12 protein-coding genes are annotated in these 13,720 nt (G+C 67.9%); 6 read left to right on the forward strand and 6 right to left on the reverse strand.

Annotated elements, in window-relative coordinates:
• Positions 1–7 precede the first annotated feature (7 nt).
• From AC0KUR_RS15015 to AC0KUR_RS15025, 3 genes are all read right to left on the reverse strand, one after another.
• Positions 8–1,894 carry a TRAP transporter large permease gene (locus tag AC0KUR_RS15015; protein ID WP_082744620.1) on the reverse strand — a complete coding sequence of 629 codons (1,887 nt, stop codon included), beginning with the start codon at positions 1,892–1,894 and terminating at the stop codon, positions 8–10.
• A gap of 3 nt (positions 1,895–1,897) precedes the next feature.
• Positions 1,898–2,929 (reverse strand): TRAP transporter substrate-binding protein, encoded by a 1,032-nt coding sequence (locus AC0KUR_RS15020; RefSeq protein WP_473376107.1) that lies wholly within the window; start codon positions 2,927–2,929, stop codon positions 1,898–1,900.
• 276 nt (positions 2,930–3,205) lie between these two features.
• Entirely contained in the window at positions 3,206–4,114 is a 909-nt protein-coding gene (locus AC0KUR_RS15025; protein ID WP_034187879.1) for a LysR family transcriptional regulator, read from the reverse strand.
• Positions 4,115–4,227: 113 nt separating this feature from the next.
• Here AC0KUR_RS15025 and AC0KUR_RS15030 point away from each other — a divergent pair, with 113 nt between their 5' ends.
• Positions 4,228–5,166 carry a 2-hydroxyacid dehydrogenase gene (locus AC0KUR_RS15030; protein WP_124608820.1) on the forward strand — a complete coding sequence of 313 codons (939 nt, stop codon included), beginning with the start codon at positions 4,228–4,230 and terminating at the stop codon, positions 5,164–5,166.
• A 76-nt stretch (positions 5,167–5,242) separates the two neighbouring features.
• On the forward strand, positions 5,243–6,607 hold the full coding sequence (locus AC0KUR_RS15035) for an MFS transporter (protein WP_069704667.1): 1,365 nt from the start codon (positions 5,243–5,245) through the stop codon (positions 6,605–6,607).
• Between the two features lie 27 nt (positions 6,608–6,634).
• On the opposite strand, the gene AC0KUR_RS15040 is transcribed toward AC0KUR_RS15035, so the two are convergent.
• Positions 6,635–7,603 (reverse strand): LysR family transcriptional regulator, encoded by a 969-nt coding sequence (locus AC0KUR_RS15040; protein ID WP_034187882.1) that lies wholly within the window; start codon positions 7,601–7,603, stop codon positions 6,635–6,637.
• Positions 7,604–7,969: 366 nt separating this feature from the next.
• On the opposite strand from AC0KUR_RS15040, the gene AC0KUR_RS15045 reads away from it, so the two are divergent.
• The 4 genes from AC0KUR_RS15045 (at position 7,970) to AC0KUR_RS15060 (ending at position 12,235) form a co-directional block, all read left to right on the forward strand.
• A complete protein-coding gene (locus tag AC0KUR_RS15045; RefSeq protein WP_473376108.1) occupies positions 7,970–9,145 on the forward strand; it encodes an HPP family protein in 1,176 nt (391 codons plus the stop codon).
• Positions 9,146–9,265: 120 nt separating this feature from the next.
• Positions 9,266–9,679: a MarR family winged helix-turn-helix transcriptional regulator gene (locus AC0KUR_RS15050; RefSeq protein WP_034187884.1), complete on the forward strand. Its 414-nt coding sequence runs from the start codon at positions 9,266–9,268 to the stop codon at positions 9,677–9,679.
• Between the two features lie 20 nt (positions 9,680–9,699).
• Entirely contained in the window at positions 9,700–11,487 is a 1,788-nt protein-coding gene (locus tag AC0KUR_RS15055) for a chloride channel protein (protein ID WP_473376109.1), read from the forward strand.
• Between the two features lie 412 nt (positions 11,488–11,899).
• A complete protein-coding gene (locus AC0KUR_RS15060) occupies positions 11,900–12,235 on the forward strand; it encodes a hypothetical protein (protein WP_021162025.1) in 336 nt (111 codons plus the stop codon).
• 88 nt (positions 12,236–12,323) lie between these two features.
• On the opposite strand, the gene ppnP is transcribed toward AC0KUR_RS15060, so the two are convergent.
• Together ppnP and AC0KUR_RS15070 are read right to left on the reverse strand one after the other, a co-directional pair.
• Positions 12,324–12,644 carry a pyrimidine/purine nucleoside phosphorylase gene (ppnP, locus tag AC0KUR_RS15065; protein WP_006478890.1) on the reverse strand — a complete coding sequence of 107 codons (321 nt, stop codon included), beginning with the start codon at positions 12,642–12,644 and terminating at the stop codon, positions 12,324–12,326.
• 173 nt (positions 12,645–12,817) lie between these two features.
• Positions 12,818–13,720, reverse strand: a complete 903-nt coding sequence (locus AC0KUR_RS15070; protein ID WP_049034222.1) for a LysR substrate-binding domain-containing protein — start codon at positions 13,718–13,720, stop codon at positions 12,818–12,820.

Raw genomic sequence — 13,720 nt, forward strand, 5'->3', positions numbered from 1 at the left:
GAACGGGCTACAGGCCGAAACGGGCCGGCAGCCACAACGAAAACGCCGGTGCGAAGATCAGCGCCACCAGGGCGACGAACAGCACCAGCAGGTATTTCACCATCGGCCGGGCCACGCGCCCGACCTCGGTGCCCGTGATCGCGCACGTCGTGAACAACCCGAGGCCGACCGGCGGCGCGAACAGCCCGAACCCCATCGCCACCACCACGACCGTACCGAAATGCAGCGGGTTGATGCCGAGCTGCAGCGCGATCGGCGCGAGCAGCGGCCCGAAGATGATCAGCGCGGGCGCGCCTTCGAGCACGGCGCCGAACACGATCATCAGCAGCGCCGACAACAGCAGGAACATCGTCGCGCCGTACTGATGGGCGAACGCCGTCATTGTGCCCGAGACGAGCGCCGGAATCTGCTCGATCGACAGCGCGAACGACACGCTCGACGCCGCCGCGACGATGAACAGGATGCCGCTCGCCATCGATGCGGCGCGCACGAACACGCGGCCGACCGAACGCCACGTCAGTTCGCGGAACGCGAGCCAGCCCACGACCAGCGCGTAGACCACCGCAAACGCGGACACCTCGGTCGACGTCGCGACACCCGACGTCACGCCCTTGCCGATCATCGCGACCATGACCAGCGCGACGAGCGCGCCGCCCGCGAGCGGCAGCCACGCGCGACGCTCGACGAACACCTCGGCCACGTCGATCTTGCGCCCGGTGATCACCGTCACGACCGCGAGCGACGCGGCCAGCACGGCCGCCGGCACGATCCCGGCGACGAACAGCCCGGCGATCGAGATGTTCGCGACGAAGCCCATGATGATCATGTTCACGCAGGGCGGAATCGTCTCGGCCATCACCGCGCTGCACGCGAGCAGCGCGGCGGTTTCGTTCGGGTCCTGCCGTGCGCGGCGCACGGCGGGCATCACGACGCCGCCCACCGCCGCGATATCGGCCAGCTTCGAGCCCGACACGCCGGAAAAACACGCGGTCGCGAAAATCACGATCAGGCCGAGCCCGCCCCGCACGCGTCCGAACATCCGCAGCAGCAACTCGACGAGCCGCGCGGACATGCCGTTGGACTCCATCAGCAGCCCCGCCAGCACGAAGAACGGCACCGCCAGCAGCACGAAGTGATCGGCACCGGCCATCACCTGTTGCGAGTAGACGAGCAGCGGCAGCGTCGGATCCGCGAGGAAATACAGCAGCGCGGAAAACGCCAGCACGAACCCGATCGGCACGCCGAGCACCAGCCCGCCGACGAAGCCCGCGACGAGCAGCGTGCCCGGCGCGACCGCATGCGCGGGCCACAGTGCGTTCCAGCCGTACACGGCGACCGCGAGCGCCGCACAGCACGCGAACGTGCCGATCACACGGCGGCGCGGCGCGTTCAGCGCATTGGCGAGTGCGAATACCGTCATGAACAGCGCGCCGAACATCATCGGATACCCGTTGATCCAGCCCGGCAAGCCGCCCGTCGTCATCTGGTCGTACGAATCCGCGAGCAACTGGCACGACGACACCAGCAGGTTCAGCGCGACGGCCGCCACGATCCAGTGACCGACCTGGATCAGCGCGCCCTGCCAGCGTGCCGGCAGCCGGCCGCGAAACACGTCGATGCCGACATGCTGGCTGCGCCCCAGCACCGTCGCCGCGCCGAAGAACACCAGCACGATCATCAGCGCACTGGCCACTTCCTCGGCCCAGTCGACCGGGTCGTGCAGGAAATAGCGGAACACGACCGACACGAACACGACGAGCACGTCGACGGCGAGCACCGCCGCCGACAGGATTTCAATCCAGCGCAGCGCCGCATCGAGCACGCGGGCGGCGCGATGCGCCGGTTGGCCTGCAGCGGGCGCCGATGCGGCGCCCGAGACGGAATGCATGTCCATCGCTCAACCCCGCGCGGCGGCGATCGCCGGAAACAGCGGCGCGGTGGCCGGATACTGCTTCGCGAACGCGACATACAGGCGGTCGCGCATCGTCTGCCGCAGCACCGCGCGCTCGGCATCGGCCAGCGGGTAAAACGACATGCCGCGCTGCTTCAGCGCCTGCTCCGCCTGCGCGGCCTTCTGCGCGGCAATCGCACGCTGCTGCACGGTCGCGTCGGCCACCGCGCGGTCGAACGCCGGCCGCAGATGGGCCGGAATCCGGTCGAGCGCACGCCACCCCATCACGACGGTCATCGCCGCGAACACGTGGTGCGATTGCCAGCACGACTTCACGGTCTCGTCGAAGCGGCTCGCGAGCACCGTGGCGGGATCGTGTTCCAGGCCGTCGACGACGCCCGTCTGCACGGCCATGTACAGCTCGCCGAACGGAATCGGCGTCGGCACCGCGCCCATCGCCTTGAAGGTGTCCATGAACGCGGGCGTCGGCAGCACGCGCAGCTTCGTCCCCTTCAGTCCCGCCAGCGCCGTCACCGGCTGCTTCGTGAACACGCAGCGGCCGCCGAAATGCGAGCCCCAGGTCAGCACCGAACATCCGGCGCGCTTTTGCAGCAGCGTGTTCAGGCTCGTGCCGACCGGCCCGTCGAGCGCCTTCGCGACATGCGCGTAGCTGTCGAACAGGTAGCCGAGATCGAGCATCCCGAGCTCCGGCGCGATCGTGGCCCAGATCGACGAGCCCGCGATCATCATGTCGATCGCGCCGATCTTGACCTGCTGCACGACGTCGTTTTCCTTGCCGAGCTGGCTGTTCGGAAAGTAGTCGACCCGGATCGCATCGCCCACGCTCGCCTTCAGGTTCGCCGCGAGACGCTCGTACCACACGTAGTGCGCGGCGTTCCGGTCGGCCGGCATCGACGACGAGCAGCGCAGCGCGACGACCGGCTGCTGCGCGCGCACGCTTTCCGGCAAGCCGCCCGCGGCCGCGAGCGTGGCCGCCGACACCGTCTGCAGGAAGCGCCGCCGGGTGTAGGTATTCATGAGCCGTCTCCTTTGCAGTGCGCCTCGCGACGTCACTGTATCGATTTAGTGTATCGATACAGTAATACGATGACCGATAAGGAAAAATGAGGGTTTCCCCTGCCTAAAATGAAAACCAAGGGGGCGTGCAGCGCGTTTTTTCGCGAAAACCGGACAAAAATTGGCCGCTTCCCGCACATTTTCGGCTGCAGCCGAAACAATTCGAACGGCGGATCGAATCGTCAGACGACAGACTTTTCGGCGCGCGCCGGCGCCCGCTCGTGCGAGCAAACGCCGCTAGACGCCCACGTCGTCCGTGCTCTCGGTCAGAAACCGCTCGACCATCGCGTTGAACACCGGCAGCGCCGGATTATCGTTGTCCGCCCGCCACGCGAGATACAGCTCGGCCGCGACATTGACGCCCGCCAGCGGCCGGAACACCACGCCGTCGACATGAAGCTCGCGCGCCGATGCCGGCACCAGCGCCGCGCCGAGGCCCGCGCGCACGAGGCCGAGGATCGTATGCGTCTGCCCGACGTAATGCAGGTAGTTCGGCAGCCGCCCGGCGCCCGCGAACATCCCCGAGATCATGTCGTGGAAGTACTTCCCCTCGTTCGGCGAGTACGCGATGAACGGCTGCCGGTCGAGCTCGTCGGGGCCGATCTGCTCGTAGCCGGCGAGCGGCGCGCCTTGCGCGACCGCGACGAGCATCGGCTCGCGCTGCACGAGCCGGTATTCCAGCGGCTGGCGCGCCGCGCGCTGGCGCACGAAACCCGCGTCGAGCATCCGCGACGCGAGCGCGTCGATCTGCACGGTCGACACCATTTCGCGCAATTCGACGTCGACGTCCGGCAGCGCATGCGCGGCGTGCGCGAGCAGCACCGGAATCATCCGGTACGCACTGACGGCCGTGAAGCCGAGCGTGATGCGGCCGGCCCCGCCGTGCGCGACGCGCTGCGCGGCCTGCTCGGCCCGTGCCGAGAATTCGAGGATGTGCCGCGCATCGCGCAGGAAGCGCTCGCCGGCCGCGGTCAGGCTGACCTGCCGGCTGCTGCGTTCGAGCAGCGCGATGCCGAGCGCGTGCTCGAGCAGCTGGATCTGCCGGCTGAGCGGCGGCTGGGTCATGAAGAGCCGCTTGGCCGCGCGGCCGAAATGCAGTTCCTCGGCCACCGCGACGAAGCAGCGAAGCTGGTGTAGTTCAATCATCCAAATCTTGAATCAATCGATAGTCTTTTGATGTTAGACCGATATCGATGCGATTCCTATACTCGGTTCCACCTGATGCACGGCCCGCGCCGAACACGACGACCGAGACCTTCATGACCATCGACATCCTGCTGACCCAGCCGCTCCCCGACACCATCGACGCCGAACTGTCCGCCCGTTACGCGGTGCACCGACCGTATGCGGCCGCGCAGCCCGACGCGCTGCTCGATCGCGTGGCCTCGCGCATTCGGGGTGTCGTGACCGGCGGCGCGAACGGCCTGTCCGCCGCGCTGATGGACCGGCTGAGCGCGCTCGAGATCGTCGCGATCAACGGCATCGGCACCGATGCGGTCGATCTCGATCGCGCCCGCGCACGCGGCATCCACGTGACGACGACACCCGACGTGCTGACCGACGACGTGGCCGACATGGCGCTGGGGCTGATCCTGATGACGCTGCGCGATCTCGGCGCCGGCGAGCGGATCGTGCGCGCCGGCCGCTGGGGCAAGACGGCCCAGCCGCTCGCGACGCAGGTCACCGGCAAGCGGCTCGGCATCGTCGGGCTCGGCCGCGTGGGCCGCGCGATCGCGCAGCGCGCGCAGGCGTTCCGGATGCCCGTGAGCTACTTCGGCCCGCGCGAGCACCGCGACAGCGGCTATCGCTACGTGCCCGATCTCGCCGCGCTCGCGCGCGACAGCGACGTGCTCGTGATCGCGGCATCGGCCGATCACGGCAACGTGCTCGTGACGGCCGACGTGCTCGCCGCGCTCGGCCCGCAAGGATTCCTGATCAATGTCGCGCGCGGCAAGCTGGTCGACGAGGCCGCGCTCGTACGCGCGCTGGCCGACGGCACGATCGCCGGCGCCGGCCTCGACGTGTTCGCGAACGAGCCGCATGTCCCGGCCGCGCTGCTCGAACTCGACCGCGTCGTCGTGCAGCCGCACCGCGCGAGCGCCACGCACGAAACGCGCGAAGAGATGGGCCGGATCGTGCTCGCCAACCTCGCCGCGTGTTTCGCGGGCCAGCGCCCGCCGACCAGCGTCACCGGCTGACCGCGGCGCGGCCGTACGGCCGGCATCCTCGATACGACAACCGATGCCTCCGCCCGACGGAGGCCAGGAGACACGCATGCCCAATCGATCCAGCGGCGCCGCCCTCGCCGCCTCCCCCGCCGCGTCGCGCACGATCGGCCGCGTCCGCTACACGGTCCTCGCGCTGATTTTCGCGGTCACCGTCATCAACTACGCGGATCGCGCGACGATGTCGATCGCCGGCACCGGCGTCGCGCACGACCTCGGGCTGACGCCCGTGCAGCTCGGCATCGTCTTTTCCGCGTTCGCCTGGGCCTATGCGATCGGCCAGGTCCCGGGCGGCTGGCTGCTCGACCGCTTCGGCGCGCGGCGCGTGTACGGCCTGAGCCTGCTGCTGTGGTCGGTCTTCACGATGCTGCAGGGCACGGTCGGCTGGCTCGCCGTGCAGGGTGCGGGCGCGACGCTCGCGCTGTTCGTCATGCGCTTCATGCTCGGCCTCGTCGAATCGCCGGCCTTCCCCGCCAATTCGCGGATCGTCGCCTGCTGGTTCCCGACCGCCGAACGCGGCACCGCGTCGGCGCTGTTCAATTCCGCGCAGTACATGGCCGTCGTGCTGTTCACGCCCGCGATGGCCTGGCTCACGCACGCGCTCGGCTGGGAGCACGTGTTCCTGTGGATGGGGTTGCTCGGCATCGCGCTCGCGGTGCTGTGGTTCGCGTGGTATCGCGAACCTCACGGCCACCCGCGCGTGACCGATGCGGAGCGTGACTACCTGCGCGCACACGGCGCGCTCGTCGATCTCGAGGCGAATCGCGTGCGCCACCGGCCGCGCGTGTCGTGGCACGACGCATCGCAACTGTTCCGCCACCGGAACCTGTGGGCGATCTATATCGGCCAGTACTGCATCACGGCACTCACGTACTTCTTCATCACGTGGTTTCCGATCTACCTGATCAAGGGGCGCGGGATGACGATCATGGAAGCCGGCTGGGTCGCCGCGCTGCCGGCGATCTGCGGGTTCACGGGCGGCGTGCTCGGCGGCGTGCTGTCGGACTGGCTGATCCGGCGTGGACTGCATCCGTCGAAGGCACGCAAGACGCCGTTCGTCGCGGGGATGGCGATGGCGACGCTGCTCGTGCTCGCGAACGGCGCGTCGTCGAACGCGATCGTGATCGCGCTGATGACGATCGCGTTCTTCGGCAAGGGGCTGGCGGCGGTCGGCTGGGCCGTGCTCGCCGATACGGCGCCGGAAGGCATGGTCGGGCTGAGCGGCGGCGTGTTCAACGGCCTCGGCAACATCGCCGGGATCGTCACGCCGCTCGCGATCGGCTACTTCGTCGCCAGCACGGGTTCGTTTGCCGGCGCGCTGTGGTTCGTCGCCGCGCACGGGCTGATCGGCATCGCCGCATACACGTGGCTCGCGGGCCGCTTCGAGCGGATCCGCATCACGCCGGCCGCGTGAACGCCGCCGCCGCGCGCAGGCGCGCCGTCACGCGCGCTTGCGGCCGCCCGGAGCCGGTTCGATCGTCAGCCGCTCGAGCTCGCGCAGGTCGTTCTCCAGCGCAGGCGTGAGCGTCGTGCGCAGGTGATCGAGGAAGGTGCGGATCTTCGCGTCGAGATAACGGCGCGTCGCATACACGGCGTACACGCTCACCGTCTGCAGCCGATACTCGGGCAGCACGCGGATCAGCCGCCCTTCGCGAATGTCGTCGAGCACCGTGTACAGCGCGACGCACGCGATCCCGCGCCCGGCGCGCACCGCGACGCACAGCGCGTCCGGCACGTTGACCTGGAACGGCGCCGGCTGCAGTTCGTAGACCGCCTCCTCGCCGTCGCTGCGCTCGAGCCGCCATTCGCCGGCCGGCGACGCCGGCGTGTCGAGGCGCAGGCACACGTGGTTCGGCAGTTCGTCGGGCGTCTGCGGCGTACCGTGCCGCGCCAGGTATTCGCGCGACGCGACGAGCACGCTGCAGCTCGTGCCGCAGGTCTGCGCGACATAACCTGAATCGGGCAGTTGCGACGCCGTCACGATCGACACGTCGTAACCCTCCTCGACGAGATTCGGCATCCGCTGCGCAAGCGTCAGTTCGACCGACACGTCGGGATTGTCCTCCTGGTACCGGACGATCGACGACACGACATGGCTCTGCCCGAGCCCCGTCATCGCATGGATGCGCATCTTGCCGCTCGGCCGCAGCAGCGCGTTGCGCGCCTCGGCGTTCGCGTAGTCGATTTCCGCGAGGATCGACTTCGCGCGCTCGAAATAGCGTTCGCCGCTTTCGGTCAGACCGAGGTGGCGCGTCGTGCGATGCAGCAGGCGCGTCTGTACGTGCGCTTCGAGGTTCGAGACCGCGCGCGACACCTGCGCGGTGGTCGCGTCGATTTCCTTCGCGACCGCAGTAAAACTGCCGGCTTCGACAACGCGCACGAACAGGCGCATGTTTTCGAGCATGTCCATTGGATTGGCTTGGGGAGAGTCAGTGGGGAGGCGTCGGCGGCGCTCGCGTCAGAGGGGAAACGGAACGCGGCCGCGAACCACGTCGAATCGATCAGCGAGCCGGGGAAAAGGCGGGAGAGCGGGCATCGCGTACGTGGTTCTGGCATGACGGGGGATTCAGTGGCCGGAATTGTACGCCGCCGCAGACAAATTTGCGCGATTGTCCGCCCCCGAAGCTTTCATCGGACGAAAGGTTTTCGCAAGACTCGGGCTCCCCCCCGTGCGCAACGGCTGGATGCCGCGCGGCAATTTATATCACAACACGATATAATTCCGCTCTCGTCACCGCGCGCGCACCGCGCCGTCACTTTTACCGCTCGCCCGTTCATGTCACCAGGCTCCCCTCCATCGCGCCGCACGTTGCGGCAATGGCTGCACGGCTTCCTTCCGCATCCGATATCGCTTGGCTGGCGCGAGCGCCTGCGTTCGTGCACGGGTGCGCTCGTGGGAATCGCGACAGTCGGCGCCACGATGCGGCTGCTACCCGGCGTGCCGGGCCTCGTGCCGCTGCTCGTCGCGCCGATGGGGGCATCGGCGGTGCTGCTGTTCGCGGTGCCGGCAAGCCCGCTCGCGCAGCCGTGGTCGATCATCGGCGGCAATCTCGTCGCGGCGACGGTCGGCGTTGCCTGCGCGCAATGGATCGCCGATCCGGTCACGGCCGCCGCGGTCGCGATCGCGTGCGCGATCGGCGGCATGTTCGCGCTGCGCTGCGTGCACCCGCCGTCGGGCGCCGTCGCGCTCACAGCCGTGGTCGGCGGCCCGGCCATCCACTCGCTCGGCTTCCGTTTCGTGCTGGAGCCGATCGCGCTGCAATCGGCGATCCTGCTGTCGGCCGCGCTCGCGTATCACGCGCTGACCGGGCATCGCTACCCGCATGGCGGCGTACATCCCGAAGCGAAACCGCGGGCGGGCGGCGCCGTGCCGGCGCACGGCGGCTTCACGCGCGGCGATCTCGACGCGGTGCTGAAGCGCCGCGGCGAATGGCTCGACGTCGATCCGGACGATCTCGAAACGCTGCTGCGCGAAACCGAGATGCAGGCCTATACGCGCACGTTCGGCCAGCTCACTTGCGCCGACCTCATGACGAAACACGCGATCGAGGTCGCACCGTCGACGTCGGTAACGGCCGCGCTGACACTGCTCGACCGTCACTGCGTGAAGGCACTGCCGGTGGTCGATGGCGAAGGCCGCCTGACCGGCATCGTCACGCGCGCCGACCTCACGCGCCAGCCGCACCGCTCGGCCCCGCTGTGGCAACGCCTGTCCGCGCGACTGCCGCAATCGCTCGGCGGCCGGCCTGCGAGCGTCGCCACCGTGATGACGCGCGACGTCGCGTGCGTGCCGGAAACGATGCCGATCACCGCGCTCGTGCCGCTGTTTACGCATTCGGGCCACCACCACATTCCGGTCGTCGATGCGTCGCGTCGGCTCGTCGGGATCATGACGCAGACAGATCTCGTGACGGGCCTTTATCGGCAGACCCAAATGCTCGAGGCCGCGTAACGCACGTGACGCCACAAAACGGCTGACGCAGCGCGGAACGTCTCCATTCCGCCCAATATCGTTTATTTATATCATGTTGTGATATATTTGACGCTACCGTCCCCCGTACGACCGACCTCGATGAACGATACCCGACGCGCGCTGAACAAGAGCGATTTCCAGCAACTGTCCGAGTTCCGTTACCAGATGCGCCGCTTCGAGCGCTTCTCCGAACGCGCCGCGCAAAGCGAAGGCGTGACGCCGCTGCAATACCTGCTGCTGCTGCACATCAAGGGCTATCCGCATCGCGAATGGGCGACCATCGGCGAGCTCGCGGAACGCCTGCAGGCGCAGCATCACGGCGTCGTCGCACTGGTGACGCGCTGCGAAGCGCTCGGGCTCGTGAAGCGCAAGCCGAGCGAAGCCGATCGCCGCCAGGTCGAGGTCCACCTCGAGCCGGCCGGCGAAACGCTGCTCGCCCGCCTCGCGGCCATGCATCGCGCCGAGCTGAAGTCGCTCAAGGACACGTTCCAGGTGCCCCGGATCGATTACTGACCCTTGCCCTTGTCACGCCGATGAACGCACCACACAAACGCGATTTCGCGCCCAACGAACGCCTGCCCGGGATCGCGTTGCTTGCCGCCGGGATCGGCCTGCTCAGCACGCTCGCCGCGTTCGTGCTGTCGAGCCTGATCCACCTGTTCACGAACCTGTTCTTCTTCCAGCAGCTCTCGTTCGCCGACCGTTCCCCGGCGAACAACACGCTCGGCGCATGGGTGATCGTGATCCCGGTGATCGGCGGGCTGATCGTCGGGATGATGGCGCGCTTCGGTTCGCGGAAGATCCGCGGCCACGGCATTCCCGAAGCAATCGAGGCGATCCTGTTCGGCAAGAGCCGCATGTCGTCGAAGGTCGCGATCCTGAAGCCGCTGTCGTCCGGCGTCGTGATCGGCAGCGGCGGCCCGTTCGGCGCCGAAGGCCCGATCATCATGACGGGCGGCGCACTCGGCTCGCTGGTCGCGCAATGCGTGCACGTGACCGCCGCCGAGCGCAAGACGCTGCTCGTGGCCGGTGCGGCCGCCGGCATGACAGCCGTGTTCGGCACGCCGGTCGCCGCGGTGCTGCTCGCGGTCGAGCTGCTGCTGTTCGAATGGCGTCCGCGCAGCTTCCTGCCGGTCGCGCTGGCGTGCGCGGTGGCCGGGTTCGCACGCGCGGTATGTTTCGGCGTCGATCCGCTGTTTCCGCTGACGACGGCCGTGCCGACGCCCGTCGCGCTGCTGTCGTGCATCGTCGCCGGCCTGCTGTCGGGCATGCTCGCGTGCGGCCTGTCGGCGGCGCTCTATCGCGTCGAGGACACCTTCGCGAAGCTGCCTGTGCACTGGATGTGGTGGCCCGCGCTTGGCGCGATCGCGATCGGCATCGGCGGCTGGCTCGAACCGCGCGCGCTCGGCGTCGGCTACGACGTGATCGGCGATCTGCTTCATCAGCACATCGCGTTGAAGATCGCACTTGCGCTGCTGGTCGTGAAGGCCGTGATGTGGGTGATCGCGCTCGGCTCGGGCACGTCGGGCGGCGTGCTGGCGCCGCTCCTGATGCTCGGCGCCGGCCTCGGCACCGTGCTGTCGCCGATGCTGCCGGGCGGCGATCCGGCGCTGTGGCCGCTCGTATGCATGGCCGCGACGCTCGGTGCCACGCTCGGCGCTCCGCTGACCGCGATCGTGTTTGCGTTCGGCCTCACGCACGACGCGAACGCGCTGCTGCCGCTGCTCGCGGCGACGCTCGTCGCGCACGGTTTCTCGACCATCGTGATGAAGCGTTCGATCATGACGGAGAAGATCGCGCGTCGCGGCTATCACATCTATCGCGAATACGGCGTTGATCCGCTCGAGCGCCATGACATCGGCGAAGTCATGACGTCGGCCGACCGGGTCGTCGCGATCGACGGCGCGACGACGCTCGCTACCGTCGAGTCGCGCTACTTCGGCGCGAAGCAGACGCATCGCGCGTACCCGGTCGTGCAGCACGGCCGCCTGCTCGGCCTCGTCGATCGTGCGACGCTCGATGCGCGGCGCGCAGAGGCAGGCGCCGAGTCGCCGATCTCCGATGCATTCGCCAACCGCGTGCCGGCCGTCGCGCTCGCGCACGAAACGTGCCGCGTCGTCGCATCGCGACTCGCGATGCTCGGCCTCGAACGCCTGCCCGTCGTCGACGACGAGCAATCGCTGCGCGTCATCGGCATCGTGTCGCGCAGCGACCTGATCAAGCCCGCGCGCCAGCACTTCGACGACGAACAGAAGCGCGAGCGCTTCCGCCCCATCGTCCCGGTCAACCTGCGCGACGCAGGCACCCGCGAGGCGGGCTGATGCCCCCGCGTGCTGCATCGCATTCGGTCGCGTCCCGCGTTTAAAGTTGGTTAACAGTTCGACGGGCGAAAGTTTGTCATGATGGTGTCCATGCGACGGGGCCATCAATCAGCCATTCCACTTCGCCATCTGATAAAGAGTCGCGGCACGGCATGCACGCACATGCCGTTTGCCGCGGCCGTCACGACACCACACGACCGGACCGCGCGCCGACCGGGCAACACATGACGTCGAATCGCAGACGACGCATGCCGCATCGCAGCAACGCTGCACAGCACCGGAGCCGCCATTTGGCAAGCGCGTTAACAACTTGTTTCGGAATAGCCGGAACCGTGCTCGCCCGATGCGATCTCACTAGCACGCAGTACTACTGCGGATCCCACCTAATCAATCACGACTCGAGGGAGATAACGTGAACGCGAAATACTTACCGCTCATCGCATTGACCGTGGCATTTTCTGCTCATGCAGCCGATTCTGCCCTGCAGAACGTGGGACAAAGCCAAAAGCCCGCCGACCAGGTCGCGCAGTGCATCGCCAAGACGTGGGCCGACAAGTCGCAACAGCAAGTGACGTCGCAGTACGAACTGGCGAACGGCCTCGCCATGGCCGTTTATGCACCGGGCCAGCAGCCGCCGAACGGCGCTGCCGCCGTGGTGCGCCCGGCCAACGCCGCGAACGCGAAAACCTGGGTCGGTTTCCGCGGCGGCGATGCCTCGTCGGCCGGCGACATCAACGCCTGCCTGTAAATCGAACAGGCGCTCCGGATGGCCTTGCGCCATCCGCTTGCGACAAGCCCCGTTTCGACGGGGCTTTTTCTTTTTCTGCCGCCCGCGCTTACAGGTAGCTGCAGACGTAATCGAGCGTCTCGAGCACTTCGATGTCGAAGCGGCTCTTGCCCGGCACCGAGAACGACTCGCCGGCGCCATAGGTTTGCCATTCGCTGCTGCCGTCGAGTTTCACGCGGCACTTGCCGGCCTGCACTTCCATCAATTCGGGCGCGTCCGTACCGAAGTTGAGCGCGCACGGCAGGATCACGCCGAGCGTCTTGCGCGTGCCGTCCGGGAAGAGCACGGTATGCGACACGCACTTGCCGTCGAAATAGACGTTCGCGCGCTTGACGACCGATACGTTGTCGAATTGGGTTGCACTGGTCATGTGATGCCTCTGATTGCTGGATGCCGGATAGTGATGGATTGGAGGCCGGCCGGAGCGGCGGGCCGGCCGATATCATACCGGCTCGCGCGGCATACGTCGGAACGGCCGGCCGCCGGTCGCTTGTCGGGGTGGTCATCATCAGGATGACTACATGATTGCCGTGGAACTCGGGTTCACCGCAACCCCTTGCGCCGCGCGGAATCGCGCAGGCAGTCGAGCAGCATCGCCGCGGCCGGCGTCAGCGGGCTGTCGCGGCGCGTGACGACCTGTACCGAGACACCCGGCAGCCGCTCGCGGATCGGCAACACCGCGAGCTGGTCGCGCGCCCACTCGCCCTGCAGCAATTGCTCGGGCATCGATGCGATCAGGTCGCAACCGGTCATCAGGCTGTGTGCGAGCCCGAAGCTCGGGCATTCGACGACGCGCGCCGGCACCGGCAGCCCGTACGCGACGAATGAATTGAACAACACCTGCGTCGAGCTTTCGGGCGACGGGTTCATCAGCCAGTCGGCGTCGACGAGATCGGCGAGCGACGTGGCCGACGCGAGCGGATGCCCCTTGCGCGCGACGATCAGCGAGCGGCTCGCGTAAAGCTCCGCATGGTCGAACTCGGCCGCCAGCAGTTCGGGGACGACGACCGCCACCGCGAAATCGAGCGAGCCGTCGTGCAGGCGCGGCAGCGCGACGCCCGGAAACCCTTCGATCAGGTTGACGCGCGCCACCGGGAAGCGGCGCCGGAATGCCCGAAACGCGTCGGGCAGGATCGTCACCGCGGCCGCCGGTGTGATCGCCGCCGACACGGAGCCCGTCATCGCCCCCTGTGCCTGCTCGATGTCGTCGCGGGCGCGCTGCATTTCGGCGACGATCAGCCGCGCGCGCACCTGCAATTGCTGGCCGAACGCGGTGAGTTGAACGCCGCGCGCGGTACGCACGACGAGCGACACGCCGAGCGCGATCTCGAGTTCCTTGACCGCCTTCGTCAGCGCCGCCGGCGACACGTTCAGGCGCCGTGCGGCCGCACGGATGCTGCCTTCTTCGGCAACGGTGACGAACGCTTTCAACTGATGGTATTTCAT

It is taken from the genome of Burkholderia sp. YHN3-13, from assembly GCF_055810675.1.